Below are 24,507 nucleotides of genomic sequence, written 5' to 3'. Positions count from 1 at the left end.
GATTGTTTGAAAGGTTATATTATATGGCCTAATAATTTCAAAAAATGTCGGTGTGGCATAAAACAATTATGGAGGTTAAAGATATGAGTACTTCAAATTTGAATGAAATAAGTAAACAAATTTTAAAAGAGGAGGAAACACTTCAATTTTCCTCTTTTGCAAATGAAGATGCCTTGCAACTAGGTTTATGTATCGTTGAAACAGCGAAGCAAGAAGGGAAATTGATTGCTGTTGATATAACGAAAAATGGTGTGCAATTATTTCATTTCAAGATGACAGGGACAAATGAGGAAAATACGAAATGGATTGAGCGTAAAAAACGAGTCGTTTCCCTGCATGATCATAGCTCGTATTATATGCAGATACAAAGTGAGATAACTGGAATTTCATATAATGAAAAATATCTTTTAGATACTTCGGAATATGCTGCGTTTGGTGGATGCTTTCCTATCAGAATAAAAAACGTAGGGGTTATTGGAATGATAACGGTTTCGGGATTACCACCAGAAGAAGATCACGAATTGGTAGTAAGAGCAGTTAAAAATCATTTGAACCAATAATTGTAGTTAGTGAATAAATAATTAACTTTAGGGGGGCAATACTATGCCATTAATTGAACTAAATACTTGGCCAACCATGTCAACAGAAGAAAAGAAGGAATTCATTTATAATGTAACGGAAATTACAATAAAACTATTAAAAATTGTCCCTGACAAAATTCAAGTGTTGATAACGGAACTTGAGAAAGAAAATTGGGGGAAAGCTGGGGCTGTAGCAAGTGATGCTACCTTTGCTGAGAAAAGTAGGGTGTCCAATTGGGAGACAAAAGAGTCTTACAATACACCGGATAGTAACGTTGATGGAATGGCTATTATCAAGATTGATATATGGAATACATTTGATCAAGAGACAAAGGATAAGTGGGTAAACGAACTTACACAATTAACATCTAAATATACTCATGCACCTTTGGATAAAGTGCTAATTCTTATTCGTGAAATGATTCCAGGAAACTGGGGGCAAAGCGGTGTAACAGGAGCCGATAACGACTTTCTTTCCAAAAGTCGTACATTTTAATCGTTAAATAAAAAGGCAAAAATGAACATATTTTTGTTCGTTTTTGCCTTTTTTATTATTTATCTGGGGAAATGAGCATGAGCGTATTCTCACCCTTTTCTAGATGAAAAGGATAAGAGAATCTAGTATAGAATCTAAAGATTGATTGTAATCAGTTAAAGAATATTCTATGTCCGGTTGTACGCTATTCTTCGGATAGCACTGTTCTTCCATTTTTAATCGATATCCTCTAAAGTTGCCTCTACAGGAAGAGTGTATTTCTCCATATGAAACCCTTCATTGTTGAATGTAGATTTCAATTTTGAGCAAAATAAGCTAGGTTATGTAAATGTTACTTTTTAGTACCTATAGTACTTTAAAGTACGTACTTTTTATTATGTTAAATATCATTCATAATAGCACATGTGAGAGGGAAACAAGCTTTATCCCGCTATTTGCCGGGCAGTAAGACCCCCACCTCAAAATTCAGCGGAAGCAAAGAAGCTAGGTGGGGGATGAACTGCCCGTAAAAGCCCGATTGGTGAGGGCTAATAATCAGTGGGGGATGAACAAAACCCCCACTGATTAAAGTTTCACTTTATAGTACTAGTAATTAACTATGTTACTTTTTAGTACCTACAGCACTTTAAAGTACGTACTATTCATTATTTTAAATGTATTTCATAATAGTACATGCAAGAGAAAAGTAAGAAGTACGGTACTAAAAAGTTCCTATCGTACTTTAAAGTGCGTTCTTTAAAAAGAGAATGAAACCATTCATAATAGCGTTTGTAGAGATTAAATATATTTTTTGAAAGATAAAAAGGCCTTTTTATCGCACTATTATGATAGGAATTATAGGGAATAGGGAAACTCAATTGAATTCATATACAGCATCGTCTTCAGAAGTTCAGACGAATCGAAGAAGTATATTTGCGTTATTAGCTCTAGCAATTAGTGCGTTTGGGATTGGGACAACAGAATTTGTTAGTGTCGGTTTACTACCATCTATTTCGGAAGATTTACATGTGTCGGTTACAACAGCGGGTTTAACAGTTTCTTTATATGCGTTAGGCGTAGCATTTGGTGCTCCAGTATTAACGTCGTTAACAGCTAATATGTCACGAAAAACGTTATTAATGTGGATTATGGTTATTTTCATTATTGGTAACGGAATTGCAGCTGTCGCAACAAGTTTCACTGTATTACTTATTGCGCGAATTGTGTCTGCGCTTTCGCATGGTGTGTTTATGTCAATTGGTTCAACGATTGCTGCGGCACTTGTACCAGAAAATAAACGTGCTAGCGCGATTGCAATTATGTTTACTGGCGTAACAGTTGCGACTATTACAGGTGCGCCAATTGGAACTTTTATTGGTCAACAATTTGGCTGGAGAACATCATTTTTAGCAATCGTGGTAATAGGAATTATTGCCTTAATCGCAAATAGTATTCTAATCCCATCTAATATGAAAAAAGGTACGCCTGTGTCAGTCCGCGATCAGTTTAAACTGATTACGAACGGAAGACTGTTACTAGTTTTCATCATTACTGCATTAGGATATGGGGGAACATTCGTAACATTTACGTATTTATCTCCGTTATTACAAGAAGTAACAGGATTTAAAGCTAATACGGTTACTATCATTTTATTAGTGTATGGAATCGCCATTGCGATAGGGAATGTGATTGGCGGAAAATTATCGAATCATAATCCAATTCGAGCGCTATTTTACATGTTCTTTATTCAAGCGATTATATTATTTGTTTTAACATTTACAGCACCATTTAAGGTAGCTGGGTTAATCACAATTATTTTCATGGGACTATTCGCATTTATGAATGTTCCAGGGTTACAAGTATACGTCGTAATGCTAGCTGAACGATTCGTACCGAGTGCTGTCGATGTTGCATCGGCAATTAATATTGCGGCGTTTAATGCTGGGATTGCTCTTGGTGCTTATTTAGGCGGTATTGTAACGAACTCGTTAGGGTTAATTCATACGGCTTGGGTAGGCGGCATTATGGTAGTAGGTGCTGTTATTTTAACAGCGTGGAGTATGACATTAGAAAAAAGAGATCAAGTAAAATAAAAGGAGAGAAAATAAAATGAAAAACTTACAAAGTAAAGCAGTATTAAATAATGGTGTAGAAATGCCTTGGTTCGGTTTAGGTGTATTTAAAGTAGAAGAAGGACCAGAACTTGTAGAAGCTGTAAAATCAGCGATTAAAGCAGGATACCGCAGCATCGATACAGCGGCGATTTACGGAAATGAAACAGCTGTAGGTGAAGGAATCCGTGCTGGTATTGAAGCGACTGGAATCTCAAGAGAAGAATTATTTATCACTTCAAAAGTATGGAACGCAGATCAAGGATATGAAGAAACAATTGCTGCATATGAAGAGAGCTTAAAAAAATTAAAACTAGATTATTTAGATTTATATCTTGTTCACTGGCCTGTAGAAGGAAAATATAAAGATACGTGGAGAGCGTTAGAAACACTTTATAAAGAAAAGCGCGTACGTGCAATTGGTGTAAGTAACTTCCAAATCCATCACTTGCAAGATGTAATAAAAGATGCTGAAATTAAGCCAATGATTAACCAAGTGGAATACCATCCACGTTTAACGCAAAAAGAATTACAAGCTTTCTGTAAAGAACAAGGTATTCAAATGGAAGCATGGTCACCGCTAATGCAAGGTCAATTATTAGATAATGAAACATTACAAGCAATTGCTGATAAACACGGTAAAACAATAGCGCAAGTTATCCTACGTTGGGACTTACAAAATGGAGTTATTACAATTCCAAAATCAACGAAAGAACACCGTATTATTGCAAACGCTGATATATTTAACTTTGAATTAACGAAAGAAGATATGGAAAAAATCGATGCGTTAAATCAAAATCACCGCGTTGGTCCAGATCCTGATAACTTTGATTTCTAATAGAAATGAGTAAAAGAGTGCAAAAAATTGCGCTCTTTTTTTATAGTTTCTATTCAATAAAGTGTTTCTGTTTATGGCTTTTGAATTGTTTTAGGTTATGTGGAAAACTGATTTTAAAATAGTATAAAGTTTGACATAAAATAATGCATTCTATAAAATGTATGCTATAGCATGTATATTGTAAGTTGTTTGGAGGTGGCATATGGGCTTATATGATTTAACAGGATATCTTGTTCATCGTACTGATGTGAAGTTAACAAATTATATAATGTAAGTTATTAATCACATATTCCTTATAAAATTCATCATTTATATGCTATAGCATATAAATATCATTTCTTAACTTGTAATGTTCAAAATTTAAATAATATAGTAGGGAATTTATGAAACGAGGAGATTTTAGTTATGGAAAAATTCATATTAGCGTTTGATAGAGAACTTGTAATTGCAGAAAAAAAAGACTCAACATGGAGCGTCCAATCACAGTTTGTAGGTGCTAATCCAGTTGCGTTAGCTTTAGATCCATACGACCAAGAAAGAATGTATTGTGGTACTTTTGATAGGGGATTATGGAGAAGCAAAGATGGAGGAAGTTCATGGGAAGCGATTGGTACGTTACCTTCTTTTGGTGAAGTGTTCCCAGCCAATGCTATTCATATGAGAGCTATTACAGCAGTTTCTGTATCTCCAGAGAAGGGTGATGACGGTAACGGGATCGTATATGTAGGAACTGAACCGAGCGCCATGTTTGTATCCAAAAATGGAGGAGACAGTTTTGAATTGCTAACGGATTATCGACAAATGCCATCGTATTCATCATGGTTCTTTCCTCAAAGAACATATACGCACCACGTAAAACATATTGAAATTGATGCTAATAATCCAGAAACTATTTATACAACGATTGAGGTTGGGGGATTAATTAAAAGTGTAGATGGCGGTATGACGTGGACTGAGGAAAAAGAGGGGAACTATCCTCAAGATATTCATATTCTTAAATCGCATCGCAATGCTCCAAATCGTTTATATGGGGTGTTAGGTGATTCATTCTTGAAAGAACCAGGTCAAGAATATGCGGAGAGTAATGATGGAGGTAAGACTTGGAACTATATGTGTAGTGGGTTAAAGCATCATTACGCATATCAAATGGCAGTTAACCCAAATGATCCAGAAAATATTATTATCGCGACATCTTCAAATCCACATGTAGCGCATGATTACAATAATGGAAAATGTGAATCATTTATTTATAAGAAAGAAAAAGATCAGCCTTGGGCAGAAATGAATGTAGGTTTACCAACTCCTAAAGGCACAATCATACCAGTATTAAAGGCAACAAGTGATGGAACGTTCTATCTATTTAGCAATAAAGGGGTTTATCAGTCAGTAGACGGTGGTTCAAATTGGACATCATTAGAGATTCCTTGGGAGAATAGATTTATGGAACAACATCCTTATGAGATGTTAATTATTAAATAAGTGACGGGTATAGTTTTTACTACTATTCAGTGGTAATGTTTAGTTGAACTTAAATTTAAAATGTAAAAAGCCAGGTGATGCGTTATTCATGCTACCTGGCTTTTTTGACCATCAATTTAAGGTTATTTTCATATTTGTGTAAATATGAAACACGCAGGATACATGAATAGAGAATGGGTAAAATAGTACCGAATGATCACTAGATTGTATCAATGATGTAATAAGGCTTTTTTAGGGCAACTAAAGGAAGCAGTGTGTTTAGATTCAGAATGACTGACAATGGGTGTTATGAAGTTCAATGATTCAAAAATGGACTCATTTAAACGCATATTATCTTCGAGATGTATCATTTTGAAGAATATTAAAACTTAGGAGGAATTGAATTATGACAAAAGATTTCTATACTGCATTGCAAGAAAGACGTACTTACTATGGGATTAATAAAGAGGTACAAGTATCAGATGAAAAAATTAAAGAAATCGTGGAGTTTGCTGTGAAATATACTCCTTCAGCTTTCAATTCTCAAACTGCGCGATTAGTTGTATTATTTGGTGAAGCTCATAATAAATTATGGGATATTACAACTGAAACATTAAGAAAAGTAGTTGGAGATGGAGATTTTTCAGGAACGCAACAAAAAATGGATTCCTTTAAAGCTGGTTATGGAACTGTACTATTCTTTGAAGATGAAGCTATCGTTAAATCGCTTCAAGAAAAATTTGCTGCATATGCTGAAAACTTCCCAATTTGGTCACACCAAGCATCAGGTATGCATCAATTAGTCGTGTGGACAGGTTTAGAAGCAGAGGGATTAGGGGCATCTTTACAACATTATAATCCATTAATTGACGATGAGGTAAAACAAGAATGGAATGTCCCTGCTAATTGGAAACTAATTGCACAAATGCCATTTGGTAATCCAATAGCTGCACCAGGTGAAAAAGAATTCCAACCGCTTGAAGAGCGTGTGAAATTTCATAAGTAATATTCAAATGTAATAATACGGTCTAGTTATAGTAGAGTTATTCGCTTTATTTAGGGATAGGGATATGCTATCGGTGAAATCCAAAAAACACTATTATATTTTTAAAAAGAACAAGGCGATCATTTTTGATCGCCTTGTTTAACATTTGTACAATTAATCTATGCATTAAGCTTAATAAGCTAAACCGCATGAATGAATCATTATTTTTATTATCGAGTTATAGTTACCAAACGTTTTTCAATACTATTTTACCTATTGCTTTATTCGACTCCAAGTGTTCATGTGCTTGTGCAACTTCATCAAACGTGAAAGTTTTCGAATCTAGCAATGGACGAAGTTTTCCTTCTTCTACTATTTGAGTTAGTTTAGTTAAAATTTCCCCGCAAGCGTCACGTTTATCTGTATGTAATATTTTTAACGCCATAAAAGTAACGTGCAGAGTAAGTCCTCTTGCGTGTAAAGGAGAGAGGTCATGGGTTGAACGAGCTGCAATTGTTACGACAGTTCCATTGACTGCAGCAGCTTCAAAAGAATGATCAAGATTTTTGCCACCTACCGTATCAAATATAACTTCAAATCCGTTGCCATTCGTATGTTTTTGAACAGATTCTTGAACAGATTCTTCTTTATAATTAATAGCTATGTCGGCTCCTAGACGATGGGCTATTTCAATTTTGTTCTGCTGAGAAGCTGTTGTAAAAACTTTAGCACCTGCCCATTTAGCTAGTTGAATGGCAACGTGTCCCACGCCACCAGTAGCTCCATGAATGAGAACATTTTGACCAGGTTTAATATTTGCACGATCAAATAAAGATTCCCAAGCTGTAATTGCAACTAATGGCAAGACAGCTGCTTCTTCCATTGTTAAATTGTTAGGTTTGTGAGCAATCAGTCGTGCATCAGCAAGCATAAATTCTGCAAGTGCCCCACCAGTTTCTTTAAAACCTCCGGCACATCCATATACTTCATCACCAGTTTTGAATTTTGAAACGCCTTCTCCCACTTCTATAACAATACCTGCTACATCCCCGTGTAATATAGCTGGAAATTCAGGAGCAACTGATGAAACGGCACCACTACGCATTTTTGTATCGATTGGATTTACACTAGTTGCTTTTACATGAATGAGAACATGACCTGGTAAAGTTTTCGGTTTTGAAACTTCTTCTAATTGAAATACAGATGAATCCCCAAAAGAATGGATAACTTGTGCTTTCATTGTTTATTACCTCCTGTTCGTGGTTATAGCATAGCAAAGCACAAAAAATAAGTATAATATTTTGAATTTGGCTAGTGAGAATCTTATATAAAGAAGAGGAAAGTGTGTGGAATGATGTAACGCACTTGCAAAAGCAACTGTAAAGCTTTTTGAAGAAAGGATAGATGTTATTTTTTACAGCATGATTTATTAATTACGTTTATTCTGCTATTTGCCGGGCAGTAAGACCCCCACCTCAAAATTCAGCGGAAGCAAAGAAGTTATGTGGGGGTCGGGCTGCCTGTAAAAGCCCGATTGGTTCAACTAATAATCAGTGGGGGATGAACAAAACCCCCACTGATTAAAGTTTCACTTTATTATTACTCACTTAGTATAGGTACTTAAAAGTGCCTACATCACTTTAAAGTACGTACTGTTATTCATGTTATGACCGATTTATAATAACACTCGGAGCACAAAGTTATAACGATTATGTTTGGGGTAATACGATTACCATCGGCAACAAGGTGTACAGTATTGTTTATGAATTCTGGAAAAAAATACCGAAAATTAAAGAAAATTATAGATTTATATGAATGAAGGAAAGTGAGTGAAACACATGGAAAAGTTTGCGAATCATTTTGGATATAATCGTATGTTTGCAAAAGATCAACTTACGTTAGGAGTTCACATTCCGATTGAAAATTATCAGTTTCATGCTCCAACGATGGAAAAACAAGTAGAGTTAGTACAAAAAGCGGAACAATACGGTTTTACAGGCGTATGGCTTCGAGATGTTTTACTACAAGATCCTGACTTTGGCGATCCTGCAACAGGTCAAATTCACGATATGATGATTTATTTGACGTATTTAGCAAGCAAAACAGAGAAAATCGCATTTGGAACGTCGGCAACTGTATTATCACTTCGTCATCCATTGCGTGTGGCGAAAGAAATTGCGACATTGGATCAACTATTTCCAGAAAGAATTATGCTTGGCGTTTCATCCGGTGACAGACGTGCTGATTTTAAGGCGTTAGGTGTTAGTCATGAAACACGAGGTGAAAAGTTTAGAGAAGCGTTTGCTTACTTGGAAGAGATTTTGTATAAAAACTTCCCATCTATCCAGTCGACACTAGGAGAAGTGCATGGAGCGAATTTAGTTCCAAAACCGTCTAAGCACGTTCCAACCTTTATCACAGGTTTTAGTCAACAAAATATGGAATGGTTCGCTGAACATGGCGATGGATGGATGTATTACCCACGTAGTCCGGTACATCAGGCAGCAGCAATTGGACAATGGCGAGAACTAGTAGAGGATTATCACCAAGATGTATTCAAACCATTTATACAGCCGATGCATTTAGACTTATCCGAAGATCCAAATGAACGACCTACACCAATACGTTTAGGTTACCGTACAGGGCGTAAGGCACTAATTGAATTACTTGATATATACCGAAGTATTGGTGTGAATCATTTATTCCTTGCTCTATTTGATGGTCAACGCCCGGCTGACGAAGTATTGGATGAGCTAGGAGAAGAAGTACTACCTCATTTCCCTGCGTTGTAAAGGAGTATAAAGAATGAAAGCGATAGGACTTATGCAATATGGAGATAAAAATGTATTACAAGAGATGGAAATGAACAAGTAATGGATTCAATGACATTTCTTTTATTCGGAGCGACAGGGGATTTAGCGACACGCAAAATGTATCCGGCTTTATACAAACTATTTAGTAATCAAAATATACCGCAATCTATTTCGATTATCGGTATTGGCAGAAGGGTAATGTCAGATGTGGAATTTCAAACAAAGGTAGAACAATCCCTTGCTACATTTTCTAGAATATCTACTGATGACGAATCGGGAGTAGAAGAATTTATTAGCACATTTCGTTATTGTCAATTAGATACAGCGAATATAGAGGACTATCAAGATTTGTTGAGTCTTGTAAAGATGCGTGAAACAGAATTAAACATTCCTAAAAATCGCATGTTTTACCTATCTGTTATACCAGAAGTATTTGATGTAATTGCTTTAAATATTAAGGAAAGTGGATTGTGGGCTACAAAAGGATTGAACCGTCTCATTTTAGAAAAGCCTTTTGGTCATAGTGTAAAATCTGCTCGTGAGTTAAATACGAAGGTAATTAAAAGTTTTGATAAAGCTGATATTTATTGTATTGATCATTATCTTTGAAAATGGATGGTAACTAGGAATACACAAAAAAACTATTACGAAATAAAGAATCTTTATTTCGAGGCATTTTTATTGACGATAGTAATTTATATAGTTAATATACTAGACGTAAGGTTATTTAATTACTAAAAGTAATTGAATATACATTAGTTTGTTAAGTTTGATAAATAAGTAAGTTGTGGTAGAAATGCTTTGAATTGGCACTATTAATATTGGGGACAATTAGAAAGCGAAAGGTATAAAAAAGAATTGGAATTTGATAACTCTTTGTTTTTTATAAAACATGGGCTTCTGTACAATTCATTTCTAATATATTGACCAGGATTATACAACAAGAGGGGGACTGAAATTGGAATCAATGACCTTTGTTTTATTTGGAGCGACAGGGGACTTAGCGAAACGTAAAATTTACCCCGCACTATATAACTTATATAGAGATCAAAAGCTTCCAAAGCAAATATCCGTTATTGGGCTTGGAAGACGTGAAGTATCTCATATAGATTTTCAAAAAAGAATAAAAGAATCAATAGAGACGTTTTCCCGTCATAGAGAAGAAGGTACTCCAGAACTCGAAGGTTTTTTAGATAATTTTCGTTATTGTCCATTAGATGTGAGTAAGCCGGAAGACTATGAGAGATTATTACAAGTCGTTCGTGAAAGGGAAGAAGAACTAAACATAAAAGGTAATAGAATGTTCTACCTTTCAGTTGCACCTGAATTTTTCGAGATAATCGCTTTAAATATTAAGGAAAGCGGACTTGATAAAACGGATGGATGGAAACGTCTGATGATTGAGAAACCGTTCGGGCATGATCTTAAATCTGCGCGTGAACTTAATGATAAGCTTAGTCGAACGTTTGAAGAAGACGAGATATACCGTATAGATCATTATTTAGGTAAGCCGATGATTCAAAATCTTGAAGCACTTGAATTTGCAAATCCTGTTCTCCAATCGATTTGGAATAAAGAACATATAGCGAATGTACAAATCACAGCTAGTGAAACAGTTGGGGTTGAAGAAAGGGCAGGATATTATGATCAGGCTGGAGCCATTCGAGATATGGTTCAAAATCATATGTTACAAATATTAATGATGACTGCTATGAATCTGCCGGAAAAAATTAACGCATGTGAAATTCGAGAGGAAAAACGAAAGGTAATGGAGACGCTTCGTAAAGTGAAAAAAGAAGACGTTCAGAACCATATTATTCGTGGACAATACTCTTCAGGAGAGATAAAAGGCGGGCAAGTTGTAGCATATAAAGAGGAGCCAGGAGTAAATCCTTCTTCTAACATAGACACATTTGTTGCTGCACGCTTATGGATCGATAATCCGTTTTGGACTGGCGTTCCTTTCTATATAAGAACAGGCAAAAGAATGAAAGAAAAGTCTACTCGTATTGTAATCGAATTTAAAAATACGTTAAAACAACAATATCAAGATAATAATCCAAATGCAGAGCCTAACTTATTAATAATTGAAATCAGCCCAGGTGAGAATGTTTCATTACAATTAAATAGTAAAAATCCATTGAAAAATGGAGAGATTGAACCGATCCGTATTAACTTTACTTGCGAGCAAGCGGATGTGGGAGTACCTGAAGCATATGAAAGACTTATCCATGATGCTGTGAATGGAGACGCTACATTCTTTGCACATTGGAGAGAAGTTGAATTGTCATGGGAATGGGTACAACCAATTCTTGAAGCATTCGAGGAAAACGTATTACCACTTCATGAATATGAGTCTGGTTCATATGGTCCAGATGCGTCTAATGAATTATTGCAAGAAAGTGGATTTAAATGGTGGTTAGATCAAGAAACGGAAAAATAAGTACTTTCTTTAATGAAAGTATTTAGGGGGACGATTACTATGACACAAAACATAAATCAATTAGCAGTGAATACACTTCGTACGTTATCAATTGATGCTATTAATGCGGCAAACTCAGGTCATCCAGGTCTTCCGATGGGAGCAGCACCGATGGCTTATGCATTATGGGCGAATCATTTAAATCATAATCCTAATCATCCAAAATGGTTTAACCGTGATCGATTCGTTTTATCAGCGGGACACGGATCGAGCCTACTATATAGCTTACTTCATTTAGCTGGATATGACGTTTCAATTGATGACTTGAAAAGCTTCAGAAAGTTAAATAGTAAAACACCAGGACATCCTGAGTTTGGTCACACTTCTGGAGTTGAAGCGACTACAGGCCCATTAGGACAAGGGATTGCCAATGCTGTCGGAATGGCAATGGCAGAAGCTCATTTAGCAGCGAAGTTCAATAAGGATGGTCACTCTATTATAGATCACAATACGTACGCTTTAGTTGGAGACGGTGACTTAATGGAGGGTGTCTCTTATGAAGCGATGTCAATGGCAGGACATATGAAACTTGGTAAGTTAATTGTATTGTATGATTCAAATGAAATTTCACTTGATGGTGAATTAAACATTGCTTTCTCTGAAGATATTCAGAAACGGGTAGAATCTGCACAATGGCAATATGTAAGAGTTGAAGATGGAAACGATGTTGATGCTATCACAAGAGCCATTCAATTAGGAAAAGAAAATATAGACCAACCTACTCTTATAGAAGTCAGAACAATTATAGGTTATGGAAGTCCAAAAGTTGCTGGAACAAACAAAGCACATGGTAATCCGCTTGGAGTAGAAGAGGCGACAGCGACAAAACAAGTGTATGGTTGGCATTATGAGGAAGACTTCTTTGTGCCTGAAGAAGTGAAAACTCATTTTAATGAACTTAAACAAAAAGGTATTGAAAAAGAGAACGACTGGAATGATCAGTTCAATCTATACAGAGAATCGAATCCTGCACTAGCAGATGAATTAGAAAAAGCGATTACAGGTGAGGTTTTAATTGAAGCGAAAGACATTCTATCCTTTGGTATGGATAAAGCAATTTCGACGCGTGTTGCAAGTGGAGAAGCTATTAATCATTATGTGAAATCGATACCTTCTATTTTCGGTGGAAGTGCGGATCTTTCACATTCCACTATGACAGATATGAAAGGTGAAGCAGTCTATGCGGTAGAATCGTATGCTGGCCGAAATATATACTTCGGTGTACGTGAACATGCAATGGGCGCGGCAGCGAATGGGCTTGCACTTCATGGAGGAGTAAAACCGTTCGTTAGTACATTCTTTGTATTTAATGATTATCTTCGTCCATCTATTCGACTTGCTGCATTGCAAAAGTTACCTGTTACTTACGTATTTACACATGATTCGATTGCTGTAGGAGAAGATGGTCCAACGCATGAACCAATTGAACAATTGGCAGCTCTTCGGGCAATTCCTGGTTTAACAGTTATCCGCCCATCAGATGCAAATGAAACAGCGAGTGCTTGGGCTTATGCTTTACAGCAAACGGATGGTCCAGTCGTTTTAGTACTTAGCCGTCAAAATTTACCGGTGTTTAATGAAACGAAAGCGAACATAGAGAATCTTTCTAAAGGAGCTTATGTATTAACACAAACGAATGAAAAGCCGGATGTGATTTTAATTGCGACAGGTTCTGAAGTATCCTTAGCTGCTAGTGCGAAAGCAAAATTAGAAGAGGATCAAGTTTCTGTTCGTATCGTTGCAATGCCAAGCTGGGAGTTATTCGATCGCCAATCGAAAGAATATAAAGAATCAGTTCTTCCGTCTTCTGTAACGAAGCGAGTATCTCTTGAGATGGGTGTATCTCTTGGATGGGAGCGTTATGTAGGACAAGAAGGAAAAATATTATCGATTGAAACATTTGGAGCTTCAGGAACTGGAGCTGAAGTCATGAATCTATTTGGATTTACGACAGAAAATGTTGTTCAAATTACAAAAAATGTATTGAATTCGTAAGCTATGACTGTGAATACCTTTCTGTACATACTAACTTATTAGTGCTGAAAGGTATTCCAGATTGTAGTGATATGGATTTTTAATAAAAGATGATTTGAGGAGGAATTATATTATGCAAGTAGGATTAATTGGTTTAGGTAAAATGGGATTAAACTTAGGGAAAAATTTAATGGATCATAAACATGAAGTAGTAGCATTTGATTTAAATTCAAGTGCAGTAGAAGAAATGAAAGAGTACGGAGCTACAGGTGTATCTAGCTTAAATGAACTTGTTCAGTCATTACAATCACCAAGAATTCTTTGGGTTATGGTTCCGCACGCTGTTGTTGATTCTGTTATTGAAGAGGTTACACCATTGCTTTCAAAAGGAGATATTTTAATTGAAGCTGGTAATTCACATTATAAAGAGTCTATTCGCCGATACGAGCAACTAAAGAAAGATGGCATTCACTTTATGGATGCAGGAACTTCTGGCGGAATGGAAGGCGCTCGTAATGGTGCTTGTTACATGATCGGAGGAGATCAAGAAGCTTGGGACATCATTGAACCTGTCTTCCGTGATACAGCTGTAGAAAATGGATACTTATATGCTGGAAAAGCTGGTAGTGGTCACTTCTTAAAAATGGTTCATAACGGAATTGAATACGGTATGATGGCTGCTATTGGTGAAGGATTTGAGATTTTAGAGAAAAGTGAATTTGATTACGATTATGAAAAAGTATCAAGAGTATGGAACAACGGTTCAGTGATTCGCTCTTGGTTAATGGAATTAACTGAAAATGCATTTTCTAAAGATGCAAAACTAGATGAAATTAAGGGTGTTATGCATTCTTCTGGTGAAGGGAAATGGACAGTAGAAACAGCATTAGACCTTCAAACAGCAACGCCTGTTATCGCAATGTCTCTATTAATGCGCTACCGCTCATTAGACAATGATACATTTACAGGAAAAGTTGTAGCAGCTCTGCGCAATGAATTTGGCGGACATGCAGTAGAAAAGAAATAAACATCTTAAAAATTTAACTCGTTAACGTTTAAAAAATGGAGGGAATGGATCATGAAGTTTTTTATTGATACTGCAAATCTTGAGGACATAAAAAAAGCATATAAACTTGGAGTTTTAGCTGGTGTTACAACGAATCCTTCTTTAGTAGCAAAAGAGGGCGTTAAGTTTGAAGATCGTATCGCAGAAATTTGTCAGGCAGTACCTAAAGTTGAGTCTGTTTCGGCAGAAGTAACGCCAGATGCTGTTACAGCTGAAGAAATGATTGCTCAAGCAGAAGAATTAATTAAAATTAACGGTGGTGATAAAAACGTCACGATAAAACTTCCGATGACGCTAGCAGGATTAGAAGCTTGTCGCTATCTTACTGAAAAAGGTGTGAAAACGAACGTTACACTTATTTTCACTGTGAACCAAGCTCTTTTAGCAGCCCGAGCAGGTGCAACGTACGTTTCTCCATTTTTAGGACGTTTAGATGATATTTCTGAAGATGGCGTATTATTAGTTGCTAAAATTGCTGAATTATTCGATGTTCATCAATTAGATACACAAATTATTGCAGCTTCTGTCAGACACCCGGATCATGTAACTCGTGTAGCGATGGCAGGTGCTCACATTGCAACAATTCCTTATAAAGTAATTGAACAACTTGCTATGCACCCATTAACAGACCAAGGTATTGAAAAGTTTGCTGCGGATTGGGCGAAAGCGCCTAAGTTATAATGAAGTAAAGTTTCACCAATTGCTTTTTCACGGGAGGGCCAATCTCTATGTAACTTCATCCTATAAACTTAATCTCGAGTTTGGCATCTTATTACGTGAAAACGGTAATATAATAAAGAAACGATTCTTTTTCAAATTAGCACAATAGATATGAAAAGGCCTCCCTTATGAGAGTAAAGTTAGTTAGCGCGTACCTCTCATAAGGGAGAGTCTTTTTTGTATAAATCAAAATCATAGTGCTCTTTTGTTATAGGAATAATTTGAAAGGGGTTACATGGTGAGCTCGAAATATATGATCGGTGTAGATATTGGAACAACTAGTACAAAATCAGTTCTATTTTCGACTGATGGATCTGTTATTGCAAGTCATGGAATTGAATATCCTTTATATTCTCCCACGCCGGAAATAGCAGAACAAGATCCGGAAGAGATTTTTCAAGCAGTGATACATACGATTAAAGAAGTTATACAATCAAGTAATGTACAGCCGGTTGATATTCTTTGTGTTTCTTTTAGCTCGGCAATGCATAGCGTCATTGCTGTAGACAAAGAAGGAAATCCATTAACGCGATGTATTACTTGGGCAGATAATAGAAGCGCAAGCTGGGCAGAGAAAATAAAAAATGATATGAATGGTCATGAAATATATCTTCGTACTGGAACACCAATTCATCCTATGTCACCACTTTCGAAATTAGTTTGGCTTCAGAAAGAGCAGGCAGAATTGTTCGCCAAAAGCTATAAATTCATTTCTATTAAAGAGTATGTTTTTTATAAGTTATTTAAGGAATATGTAATTGATTATTCTATAGCATCAGCGACAGGGATGTTCAATTTAAAATCTATAAAATGGGATGAGGAAGCTCTTCGTGTTGCGGGGATTTCAGATGAAAAACTTTCTACACTTGTTCCAACGACGCACAGCTTAATAGGAATAAATGAAAAACTTGCAAAAGAGATGAATGTACTTGTTACTACTCCTTTTGTAGTAGGTGCGAGTGATGGGGTATTATCGAATTTAGGTGTAAATGCAATAGAACCTGGAGTAGTTGCTATTACAATTGGTACGAGCGGTGCAGTGCGAGTTGTAACAAATCATCCTGTAACGGATCCGAAGGGTAGGACTTTTTGTTATGCGTTAACTGAGGATCTTTGGGTAATTGGCGGACCGGTTAATAACGGTGGTATGATTTTTAGGTGGGTTCGCGATCAATTATGTACGTTAGAAGTTGAGCATGCGCAGCGTTTAGGAAAAGATCCATATGAAGTGCTTACGGAAATAGCAGCAAAAGTGAATCCTGGATCTGATGGTTTATTATTTCATCCATATTTAGCAGGAGAAAGAGCACCTTTATGGAACGCCAATGCACGAGGATCATTCTTTGGACTTGGATTGCATCATAAAAAAGAACATCTTATTCGCGCTGTTTTAGAAGGGATCATTTATAACTTGTATACAGTTCTTCTTGCTTTAAAAGAACTCATTGGTGAACCGAAAAAAATTCAAGCGACAGGTGGATTTGCAAGGTCGGAACTTTGGAGACAGATGATGGCGGATATTTTTCATCAAGACGTATATGTTCCGGAAAGTTTCGAAAGCTCTTGCTTAGGAGCTGCGATTCTCGGTTTATATAGCTTAGGAGAAGTAGATACATTACACGTAGTTTCTGAAATGGTAGGTGCAAATTTTTATCATGAGCCAAACGTGGAAAGTGTGGAGAAATACAAAGATTTAACGCCAATCTATATTCGTCTGTCTCGTCACTTGGAAGAAGAATACGAAAGTATAGCAGCGTATCAAAAAAAGTGGGTTTAAAAGCTATTTAGCAGGAAAATATGGTAACGTATAAAGAGGTACTCCGATTTTTTAGGATACTCTTTCAACATAAAATATTTTAAGAAGTATGATGAACGAAAAATATAGGGAGAGAGGGTTATGAAAATGAAGGATAACAAAGAGTTTATTGGATATGTTGGAACATACACGAAAGAAAATAGTGAAGGAATATATAAGTTTACGTTAGACACGGAAGCGAAAAAAATTAGTAATGTAACACTTGCGGCCAAGCTGGATAACCCTACATATGTAACGATTAATCGAAATAATGAATATCTCTATTCTGTTGTTAAGGAAGGAGAAAATGGCGGAGTAGCTACTTATTCGATTGAAAGTCATACTGGAGAACTAAAGGCGGGAAATAGACAAGTAGTAGAAGGTGCTTCTCCTTGTCATGTGAGTGTTGATAGTGGAAATCATACGGTAGTTACAGCGAATTATCATAAAGGAACGATTGAGTCTTTCGTAGTAAATGAAGAAAATGGAACTGTAAATCCTGCCGCATCTATTATGACGCATAAAGGTTCAGGTCCGAATAGGGAAAGGCAAGAAAAACCACATGCGCATTACGCGGGATATACTCCTGATGAAAAATATGTGGTGGGTGTTGATTTAGGGATAGATAAATTAATTACGTATGAAATAAAAGATAGTACATTAACAGAAGTGAATAGTTTATCTGTAAATCCAGGGAGTGGTCCGAGACATATTACTTTTCATCCGAATGGAAAGTATGCGTATGTGATGACTGAGCTTAGTTCAGAGGTTATTGTGTTAACATATAACCCGTCAGAAGGGGCCTTTACAGAGTTGCAGTATATTTCTACTATTCCAGAAGAATTTGATGGGAATAGTCAAGGAAGTGCGATTCATATTTCTTCTGACGGCCGGTTTGTATATGCAGGTAATCGTGGTCATAATAGTATCGCTGTTTTCAGCGTGGATCAAAATTCAGGTCAGCTTACATTTGTTGAACATACATCTACAGAAGGAAATTGGCCGAGGGACTTTGTATTAGATCCTACTGAAAAGTTCCTTGTTGTGACAAATGAAAAGTCACATAATCTTGTACTATTTTCAAGAAATGAATCTACAGGAAAGTTAACACTTTTACAACCTGATGTTGTTGTACCAGAGCCTGTGTGTGTTAAATTTTTAAATGTGTAACTTATGAGAGGGATTGAAACTCAATTCATGTAGAAATCTCGTTGTTTACCAGTAAGTCGATATATTAAAAAATCGTTGATATAATTTCAGATACCCAGAAAATAATAAAAAGCAAAGCGATATCGCTTTGCTTTTTATTATTTCTTTTTCGGTCTACGTACTAACTCGCCGCCACAATTCGGGCAAACGTTTTGTCTTTCCTCTGTACATGGTGCACAAAATGTACATTCATACACGCATATGTATGCTTCAGAATCGGGCTGAAGGGAATGATCGCAAATTTGACAGTTTGTTTTCATTTCGAGTGCCATAGTAAGTCTCCTTTTAATTTGAATATTTGTAATTTAATTATAATTCATTTGATAGAAACTGTCTTTTTCAATTGAAAGGAAATTGCAGGATAAAGTTATGAATTGAAATGAAAGATGCTATTTTATTTTAAAATTGATTATTTAGTGCAGTTGGAATATTATGAAATAGTCAAAAGACAACAGGGGGTATATATTTTGACTAATCATAACGATCATTTAAAAGCAAACTGCGAAAAATGCTTCGGTTTATGTTGCGTGGCGTTACCGTTCGCAGCATCGGTAGATTTTGCGGTGAATAAAGATGGTGGGAAGCCATGTTCTAATTTACAGTCAGATTATAAATGTAGCATACATAAAGATCTCAGAGGAAAAGGTTATAAAGGTTGTACAGTATTTGAATGTTTTGGCGCTGGACAGAAGATTTCTCAAGTTACATTTAACGGGATTGATTGGCGGAAAGATGCTAAGCATGCGAGAAAAATGTATGATGCTTTTCCAGTTATGCATCAGCTTCATGAAATGCTGTGGTATTTGACTGAGGCTCTTCATTTAAATGGGACACAATCAATTCATAAAGAACTAAGTAAAGCAATTGAAGAGACAGAGCGCCTTTCGAATTTAACTGCGGACGAGTTAATGAAAGTAAATATCCCGTTACACCGTGCAGAAGTAAATGTTTTACTTTTAGAAACGAGTGAGCTAGTTTGGAAGGAAATGAATGTCACGCGTAAGAAACGAATTAGTCACCGCGGAGCAGACCTTATGGGAGCAAATCTGAAAAAGAAAAATTTGCAAGGGGCGAATTTAAGAGGAGCTTACTTAATTGCGGCTAACTTAAACGGTGCAGATTTAAGAGGAGCAGATCTCATCGGAGCAGATTTGCGAGATGCAGATATTCGCGGGACGGATTTTACAAATAGTATTTTTCTTACACAAGTTCAAATTAACGCGGCGAAAGGGGACAAACATACGAAATTACCGAAAGTGTTGTCTCGTCCAGCGCATTGGCCTGCGTAAAGAGTATGGAGTGAAATAGTTTGGATGTTTTTCAGCATTTAGAGGAAATGCAAGAGGATGTATTTTCGTTATCAGTATCTCAAATTGAATCGAAGTATTATGATATTTGTAGCACACTAGCATCAAGTAAGCATGCGGAGCGAATTAAATGGATTCCATTAAATTCATACAAGGAAAGTATGAGAATAGGTTTGAAAGAAGCGTTAGAAATTGCTGGAAGTGAAGAAGCAAAGGCGATTTATTTTGAGTATGATCTTGATAATGAGTGGGATAGTCAGTTCTATATTTGTGACGATTACATGTTTCTTGAAGAAGAAGATGAAGATTGGTCAAGTGATTGGACGGATGAAATAGAAGGACCATCTTTAGGAGAGTTAGCTGATATTTATGGTGAAAATGGCTTTGATTCAGATAAAAAGTCTGTAGGTATTACTTTATATTTAATTGCAAGAACAGTGTGTAGTTTTATAAGTGCATGTGGTGGATTACAAAGTAATATACCAATTTGTATTGGTTTTCACGACCAAGAGCCAATTATGCGAACAGGCAGAGACTAAGTCTCTGCCTGTTTTTTTATACTACGTTCTCTTTTCAAAAGTCGTAATTATAACGCTACATATAATAAGGATACCACCAATGAAAAAGTTACTGCTTAACGTCTCATTTAATAGGAGCCAGCCAAGTATTGAACCGACGATAGGTTGAAAGAAGAAAAATAAGGAACCGATGCTAGCATCCATTAATTCTAACCCTTTATTCCAAAGGAAAAATGCACCTGCGGTTGAGACGATTCCTAAATAGAGTACGCCTAATAATACGTACATGTTCATATGTTCAATAGGACTTGATTGGAATTCCCATATCATAAAAGGTGTAATGAAAAAGAGTGAAAAAAATATTGCGTACGTTGTAATAACTAAAGATGAAAATCGAGCTGAAGCGATTTTTACATAAATGGACAGTAAAGCCCACGTAATAGCGGCTCCAACTAAAATGATTGTACCGATAAAATAGGAGCCGATTTCAATATCCCATCCGATAACGATAATGACACCGATTGTCGCTATTATAGTTGATAAAAGTCTACGAGTAGTTAGTTTCTCTTTTAAAATGAGCGCTGCAAATATAACCATAAATGCAGGGGTAGCTGATGTCACTAAGGAGCCTGTATGAGCATCGGATAATTTCGTTCCGATAAATTGACATGTGATCGAAATGAAATACCCGATGAATCCAATCCAAGCAAATGATAGCCAATCTTTTTTGTGGATGGTTACTTTTTTCTTTTGCTTTTTTTCAGTTATTTTCAAAATCACATATAAAACAACAAAAGCGATAATAAAACGTAGCCAAACGAGTGTAAGTGGCGGGATAAAGTCGAGTACGTATTTACTAACGACGTACATACCGCCCCAAATACTTGCTGCTAGAGATAAACATATAGCTCCTAAAATTGTTTGTTTCATTTGAATTACCTCCGTCTATTTTTAGGGTTATGATTTATTCCCTAAGACGAGGCATAGTGCACTTGTTATATGAATGCCCGTCTTAGATTATAGACGGTCTACAGGTTGATCGTTTTCGAATGAAGTGTTGTAGTACATGAGCGCATTCCTCCTTCATAATTTTATAATGATATTATAACTTAATTTTCAGTTTATTGGGATGTTAATTGTACGGAGTTGATTCTTTAGAAAATGGTGGTTGTCGAAGAAAGCATAGTATATGGTAGAAAAACATATTTTTAAAATAAAAGAAACCAATTGCATAACTGATAAGTATATTAAGAGTAGGATGAAAAAGTAGATTAATAGAGAAAGAGGAGGAGATTATTATAACTACAACCGTTATTTCTCATTTTTACAATGAAGAATATTTATTACCGTGGTGGCTTATGCATCATACGAAACTGTTTGATCATGGTATTTTAATTAATAAAGGTTCTACAGATCGTTCAGTCGAAATTTGCAAAAAATTCGCACCGCATTGGGAAGTGCGAGATTCTGCACATCCAGAATTTGATGCGTTAGCAACTGACCGTGAAGTAATGCATGTAGAACAAGAATTAGAAGGTTGGAAAATGATTTTAAATACGACGGAGTTTCTTTGTGTTCAAGATAAAAAACAATTTTGGAAATCACTTAATGAAATGGGAGGAAAGATGTACTGGCTGGAAGGGCTTATCATGGTCGATAATCCTGACTATAGTTATCCAGAACTTAAGTATGATATGCCTTTAATGAAACAGCGATTTCATGGTTACTTACCAGAAGATTGGAGATTATGGAGAAGAGGTAGGTTCATTCATAATAATGAACATGGAAGCTACACAGTTGGAAGACATTTAACTGCACATGAATTTATGAATTACCCACCTCTTGCTTGTATTGCATGGCTTGGATTTAGTCCGTGGAATGATGAGATGAGGAAGAGAAAATTACAAATTGGTCCGACTCTTTCTGAAGGTAGTAAGCATGCAGGAATGGGGACACATCACATTATTACACCTGAAAGATTGGAAGAATGGTATAGGGAATTAGCGAGAGGGACGAAGGATTTACGTTTTAGTGCTGCGTATCGTTATGCTTTTTTATAAATGATTCCCACCAGAAAATAGTTTCCTCAATTCCTTCGTTTAGATTGTATCTTGGTACCCATTTTACTTCAGTTTTTAAACGTTCCACATTAACACCGACAAATAAAGGTTCATCTTTAGGAAAAGGGATAACACCTAGTTTAATTAGATTTTCTTTTCCTATCTTTTTGGTAATGATAGAAGCTAATTCTTTAATTTGTACAGAGTGACCAGAAGCGATATTTATCGTACCTGTAACGTTACACTGTAATAAGGTAACAAGAGCATCAGCGACATCACTCACATGGAGAAAATCTCGAGATTGATTTCCATGTGTACATAGTACTTCCTCGTTTTTTAATAATGAAGTGATAATATTAGAAATGAGACGATTGCCATGTTCATAAGGACCATACATATGAAAAATTCGGCCCCAGCTCATGCTGAGGCCGGTTTGTTTTGCGTACGATTGTAACCAGGAATGTAATGCATTTTTACATAATGAATAAGGTGTTTTATAGGAAAGAAGCGGAGAATCTTCAAATAATACACCGTTAAACCATTCATACTCTGCACCTGTACCTGCTACAACGACTCGTTTTCCACCACATGTTGTGAAGTGTTGAATTAAAGAAATACTGGACTGGAGCCAATAATAATTATTGATGGATACATAGCATTTGGGTGGCACTGCTTCCCAAGCTAAATGAACAAGATAAGTAGGCTTAATTTCGTAAATGAGTTTCTTTACTTCTTCATCGCGAAGCAAGTTTACTTTATGCCAATGGCAGGAAAGGTGAGAAGGCTTATTTTTATTATAAGTGGCGTGCACTTCATAGCCCTTTTCTATAAGTGAATGTACAACATACTTACCTATCCATCCACTACCGCCTGTTATAAGGATTTTTTTCATGGCTCAATTACCCCAACTTCTGGAATCGTCACTAAAAATTTGCCGCCCCATTCATGGATGAAGGAGCATTCTTTCATAATTTCCTCCTTTAAATTCCAAGGTAATATGAGAATATAATCAGGTTTAGTGTGCTGAATTTCTTCTGGAGATTTTACAGGGATACGAGTTCCTGGTAAAAGGAGATCTTGTTTATGGGGATTTTTGTCTACCGTATAAGCTAGGAATTCTTTTCCGATTCCACAATAATTTAAAAGGGTGTTTCCTTTAGCGGGAGCTCCGTAGCCGATAACCTGTTTGTTTAAAGTTTTTGCTTCGATAAAAAATTTCAAAATATCTATTTTCAATTGCTCCACTTGTTTAGAAAAAAGGAGATAGCAATCTAATGTATCTAGCCCGTGATCTACTTCTTTTTGGATTAAGTTTGTAACATTGGAATGGATAGTGGATGAGTCACTATGATGGTTTATAAAAATACGCAATGAACCACCGTGCGTTGAAAGCTCTTCTACATCAACAATTTGTAAATGATGATGAGTTAAAACTTTTTGAAGACTTATAAGTGAGAAATAGGAGAAATGCTCATGGTAGATCGTATCAAACTGTTTAAATGATATGAGATTTAATAAGTGCGGGAATTCAATTGTTATCGTGCCATCTTGTTTTAATAACGTTTTTAAACCGGCGACAAAATCATGCAAGTTCGGAACGTGTGCTAATACGTTATTTGCGATGATTAAATCGGCTTGTGGTAATTTTTTTGCTAAGTCGTTGCTGAAAAAATTCACTTTAGTAGGGATTCCTTTTTGGATAGCGATTTCTGCTACATTTTTTGCTGGTTCAATTCCTAACGTTTCGATATGTTCTTTTTGAAAGTATTGTAATAAATACCCGTCGTTACTCGCAATTTCAATCACTTTTGAATGGTTTGTTAAGTTAAAACGCTTAATTGCCATTTCTACGTATTGCTTAGCGTGTAGTAGCCAGCTTGATGAGTAAGAACTGAAGTATAAATAGTCATGAAAAATATTGTGCGGAGATTCAAATTCATCTAATTGTACAAGCAAACAAGAGTTACAAACAAATGTGTGCAGCGGATAAAATGGTTCCATTTTATATGAGTTTTCAGGAGCTACAAATGAGTTAGCGAGAGGGGAAACTCCTAAATCTAAAAAAGTATTTGTTAGTAATGAGTGGCAAAAACGGCATTTTTTCTGTTCCATTTT

The 24,507-nt window shown here is 36.0% G+C and carries 22 protein-coding genes; 17 read left to right on the top strand and 5 right to left on the bottom strand.

Annotation, left to right across the window (positions count from 1 at the left end; all coding sequences use genetic code 11):
• The first annotated feature begins 44 nt into the window (after window positions 1–44).
• The 6 genes from ACP6L7_RS13330 (at window position 45) to ACP6L7_RS13305 (ending at window position 6,469) form a co-directional block, all read left to right on the top strand.
• Window positions 45–560 (top strand): heme-degrading domain-containing protein, encoded by a 516-nt coding sequence (locus ACP6L7_RS13330; protein WP_141533441.1) that lies wholly within the window; start codon window positions 45–47, stop codon window positions 558–560.
• A 43-nt stretch (window positions 561–603) separates the two neighbouring features.
• Window positions 604–1,077 carry a tautomerase family protein gene (locus ACP6L7_RS13325; RefSeq protein ID WP_097833441.1) on the top strand — a complete coding sequence of 158 codons (474 nt, stop codon included), beginning with the start codon at window positions 604–606 and terminating at the stop codon, window positions 1,075–1,077.
• A gap of 857 nt (window positions 1,078–1,934) precedes the next feature.
• Window positions 1,935–3,149, top strand: a complete 1,215-nt coding sequence (locus tag ACP6L7_RS13320; RefSeq protein WP_097833440.1) for an MFS transporter — start codon at window positions 1,935–1,937, stop codon at window positions 3,147–3,149.
• Between the two features lie 16 nt (window positions 3,150–3,165).
• Window positions 3,166–4,005, top strand: coding sequence for an aldo/keto reductase (locus ACP6L7_RS13315; RefSeq protein ID WP_098774735.1), 840 nt, complete (start codon window positions 3,166–3,168; stop codon window positions 4,003–4,005).
• A 405-nt stretch (window positions 4,006–4,410) separates the two neighbouring features.
• The gene (locus ACP6L7_RS13310) at window positions 4,411–5,484 is read left to right on the top strand and encodes a WD40/YVTN/BNR-like repeat-containing protein (RefSeq protein ID WP_097833236.1); all 1,074 of its coding nucleotides are present in this window, start codon (window positions 4,411–4,413) and stop codon (window positions 5,482–5,484) included.
• A 385-nt stretch (window positions 5,485–5,869) separates the two neighbouring features.
• The gene (locus ACP6L7_RS13305; protein WP_097833235.1) at window positions 5,870–6,469 is read left to right on the top strand and encodes a nitroreductase family protein; all 600 of its coding nucleotides are present in this window, start codon (window positions 5,870–5,872) and stop codon (window positions 6,467–6,469) included.
• 223 nt (window positions 6,470–6,692) lie between these two features.
• On the opposite strand, the gene ACP6L7_RS13300 is transcribed toward ACP6L7_RS13305, so the two are convergent.
• Window positions 6,693–7,688 (bottom strand): zinc-dependent alcohol dehydrogenase family protein, encoded by a 996-nt coding sequence (locus ACP6L7_RS13300; protein WP_430529281.1) that lies wholly within the window; start codon window positions 7,686–7,688, stop codon window positions 6,693–6,695.
• Window positions 7,689–8,286: 598 nt separating this feature from the next.
• On the opposite strand from ACP6L7_RS13300, the gene ACP6L7_RS13295 reads away from it, so the two are divergent.
• The 8 genes from ACP6L7_RS13295 (at window position 8,287) to ACP6L7_RS13260 (ending at window position 18,468) form a co-directional block, all read left to right on the top strand.
• Window positions 8,287–9,240: an LLM class oxidoreductase gene (locus tag ACP6L7_RS13295; protein ID WP_097833233.1), complete on the top strand. Its 954-nt coding sequence runs from the start codon at window positions 8,287–8,289 to the stop codon at window positions 9,238–9,240.
• 81 nt (window positions 9,241–9,321) lie between these two features.
• Window positions 9,322–9,870 carry a glucose-6-phosphate dehydrogenase gene (locus tag ACP6L7_RS13290; protein ID WP_097833232.1) on the top strand — a complete coding sequence of 183 codons (549 nt, stop codon included), beginning with the start codon at window positions 9,322–9,324 and terminating at the stop codon, window positions 9,868–9,870.
• 349 nt (window positions 9,871–10,219) lie between these two features.
• Window positions 10,220–11,704 carry a glucose-6-phosphate dehydrogenase gene (zwf, locus tag ACP6L7_RS13285; RefSeq protein ID WP_098361765.1) on the top strand — a complete coding sequence of 495 codons (1,485 nt, stop codon included), beginning with the start codon at window positions 10,220–10,222 and terminating at the stop codon, window positions 11,702–11,704.
• A 39-nt stretch (window positions 11,705–11,743) separates the two neighbouring features.
• Window positions 11,744–13,738: a transketolase gene (gene tkt, locus ACP6L7_RS13280; RefSeq protein ID WP_097833230.1), complete on the top strand. Its 1,995-nt coding sequence runs from the start codon at window positions 11,744–11,746 to the stop codon at window positions 13,736–13,738.
• 112 nt (window positions 13,739–13,850) lie between these two features.
• On the top strand, window positions 13,851–14,744 hold the full coding sequence (gnd, locus tag ACP6L7_RS13275; RefSeq protein ID WP_097833229.1) for a phosphogluconate dehydrogenase (NAD(+)-dependent, decarboxylating): 894 nt from the start codon (window positions 13,851–13,853) through the stop codon (window positions 14,742–14,744).
• A gap of 51 nt (window positions 14,745–14,795) precedes the next feature.
• A complete protein-coding gene (fsa, locus tag ACP6L7_RS13270) occupies window positions 14,796–15,464 on the top strand; it encodes a fructose-6-phosphate aldolase (protein ID WP_000667692.1) in 669 nt (222 codons plus the stop codon).
• A 274-nt stretch (window positions 15,465–15,738) separates the two neighbouring features.
• Window positions 15,739–17,280 carry a gluconokinase gene (gntK, locus tag ACP6L7_RS13265; RefSeq protein ID WP_097833228.1) on the top strand — a complete coding sequence of 514 codons (1,542 nt, stop codon included), beginning with the start codon at window positions 15,739–15,741 and terminating at the stop codon, window positions 17,278–17,280.
• A gap of 120 nt (window positions 17,281–17,400) precedes the next feature.
• Window positions 17,401–18,468, top strand: coding sequence for a lactonase family protein (locus ACP6L7_RS13260; RefSeq protein ID WP_097833227.1), 1,068 nt, complete (start codon window positions 17,401–17,403; stop codon window positions 18,466–18,468).
• Window positions 18,469–18,605: 137 nt separating this feature from the next.
• Here the strand turns inward: ACP6L7_RS13260 and ACP6L7_RS13255 are convergent, their stop codons facing one another.
• Window positions 18,606–18,779 carry a DUF1272 domain-containing protein gene (locus ACP6L7_RS13255; protein ID WP_001162783.1) on the bottom strand — a complete coding sequence of 58 codons (174 nt, stop codon included), beginning with the start codon at window positions 18,777–18,779 and terminating at the stop codon, window positions 18,606–18,608.
• A 195-nt stretch (window positions 18,780–18,974) separates the two neighbouring features.
• Between ACP6L7_RS13255 and ACP6L7_RS13250 the strand changes: the two genes are divergently transcribed.
• Together ACP6L7_RS13250 and ACP6L7_RS13245 are read left to right on the top strand one after the other, a co-directional pair.
• Entirely contained in the window at window positions 18,975–19,796 is an 822-nt protein-coding gene (locus ACP6L7_RS13250; protein ID WP_097833226.1) for a pentapeptide repeat-containing protein, read from the top strand.
• Window positions 19,797–19,816: 20 nt separating this feature from the next.
• Complete coding sequence (locus ACP6L7_RS13245; RefSeq protein WP_097833225.1) at window positions 19,817–20,353, top strand: hypothetical protein; 537 nt, start codon at window positions 19,817–19,819, stop codon at window positions 20,351–20,353.
• A 21-nt stretch (window positions 20,354–20,374) separates the two neighbouring features.
• On the opposite strand, the gene ACP6L7_RS13240 is transcribed toward ACP6L7_RS13245, so the two are convergent.
• On the bottom strand, window positions 20,375–21,262 hold the full coding sequence (locus ACP6L7_RS13240; protein ID WP_097833224.1) for a DMT family transporter: 888 nt from the start codon (window positions 21,260–21,262) through the stop codon (window positions 20,375–20,377).
• Between the two features lie 344 nt (window positions 21,263–21,606).
• On the opposite strand from ACP6L7_RS13240, the gene ACP6L7_RS13235 reads away from it, so the two are divergent.
• Window positions 21,607–22,392 carry a glycosyltransferase family 2 protein gene (locus ACP6L7_RS13235; protein ID WP_097833223.1) on the top strand — a complete coding sequence of 262 codons (786 nt, stop codon included), beginning with the start codon at window positions 21,607–21,609 and terminating at the stop codon, window positions 22,390–22,392.
• On the opposite strand, the gene ACP6L7_RS13230 is transcribed toward ACP6L7_RS13235, so the two are convergent.
• Both ACP6L7_RS13230 and ACP6L7_RS13225 read right to left on the bottom strand, forming a co-directional pair.
• A complete protein-coding gene (locus tag ACP6L7_RS13230) occupies window positions 22,361–23,284 on the bottom strand; it encodes an NAD-dependent epimerase/dehydratase family protein (RefSeq protein ID WP_141533419.1) in 924 nt (307 codons plus the stop codon). The genes ACP6L7_RS13235 and ACP6L7_RS13230 overlap by 32 nt on opposite strands.
• Window positions 23,281–24,504: a class I SAM-dependent methyltransferase gene (locus tag ACP6L7_RS13225; protein WP_097833222.1), complete on the bottom strand. Its 1,224-nt coding sequence runs from the start codon at window positions 24,502–24,504 to the stop codon at window positions 23,281–23,283. Before ACP6L7_RS13225 ends, ACP6L7_RS13230 begins: the two co-directional genes overlap by 4 nt.
• Between the last annotated feature and the right edge of the window lie 3 nt (window positions 24,505–24,507).

The sequence above is a fragment of the Bacillus silvicola genome (assembly GCF_050524305.1).
Classification (GTDB): Bacteria; Bacillota; Bacilli; order Bacillales; family Bacillaceae_G; genus Bacillus_A; species Bacillus_A cereus_AT.
Note: the sequence above shows the minus strand (reverse complement) of the source record. Positions and strands in the feature narration are given on the sequence as shown.

Coding starts and splice junctions, on each gene's coding strand:
- ACP6L7_RS13330 (WP_141533441.1), top strand. CDS start 45: ATGTCGGTGTGGCATAAAACAATTATGGAGGTTAAAGATATGAGTACT.
- ACP6L7_RS13325 (WP_097833441.1), top strand. CDS start 604: ATGCCATTAATTGAACTAAATACTTGGCCAACCATGTCAACAGAAGAA.
- ACP6L7_RS13315 (WP_098774735.1), top strand. CDS start 3,166: ATGAAAAACTTACAAAGTAAAGCAGTATTAAATAATGGTGTAGAAATG.
- ACP6L7_RS13310 (WP_097833236.1), top strand. CDS start 4,411: ATGGAAAAATTCATATTAGCGTTTGATAGAGAACTTGTAATTGCAGAA.
- ACP6L7_RS13305 (WP_097833235.1), top strand. CDS start 5,870: ATGACAAAAGATTTCTATACTGCATTGCAAGAAAGACGTACTTACTAT.
- ACP6L7_RS13300 (WP_430529281.1), bottom strand. CDS start 7,688: ATGAAAGCACAAGTTATCCATTCTTTTGGGGATTCATCTGTATTTCAA.
- ACP6L7_RS13295 (WP_097833233.1), top strand. CDS start 8,287: ATGGAAAAGTTTGCGAATCATTTTGGATATAATCGTATGTTTGCAAAA.
- ACP6L7_RS13290 (WP_097833232.1), top strand. CDS start 9,322: ATGGATTCAATGACATTTCTTTTATTCGGAGCGACAGGGGATTTAGCG.
- tkt (WP_097833230.1), top strand. CDS start 11,744: ATGACACAAAACATAAATCAATTAGCAGTGAATACACTTCGTACGTTA.
- gnd (WP_097833229.1), top strand. CDS start 13,851: ATGCAAGTAGGATTAATTGGTTTAGGTAAAATGGGATTAAACTTAGGG.
- fsa (WP_000667692.1), top strand. CDS start 14,796: ATGAAGTTTTTTATTGATACTGCAAATCTTGAGGACATAAAAAAAGCA.
- gntK (WP_097833228.1), top strand. CDS start 15,739: ATGGTGAGCTCGAAATATATGATCGGTGTAGATATTGGAACAACTAGT.
- ACP6L7_RS13260 (WP_097833227.1), top strand. CDS start 17,401: ATGAAAATGAAGGATAACAAAGAGTTTATTGGATATGTTGGAACATAC.
- ACP6L7_RS13255 (WP_001162783.1), bottom strand. CDS start 18,779: ATGGCACTCGAAATGAAAACAAACTGTCAAATTTGCGATCATTCCCTT.
- ACP6L7_RS13240 (WP_097833224.1), bottom strand. CDS start 21,262: ATGAAACAAACAATTTTAGGAGCTATATGTTTATCTCTAGCAGCAAGT.
- ACP6L7_RS13230 (WP_141533419.1), bottom strand. CDS start 23,284: ATGAAAAAAATCCTTATAACAGGCGGTAGTGGATGGATAGGTAAGTAT.
- ACP6L7_RS13225 (WP_097833222.1), bottom strand. CDS start 24,504: ATGGAACAGAAAAAATGCCGTTTTTGCCACTCATTACTAACAAATACT.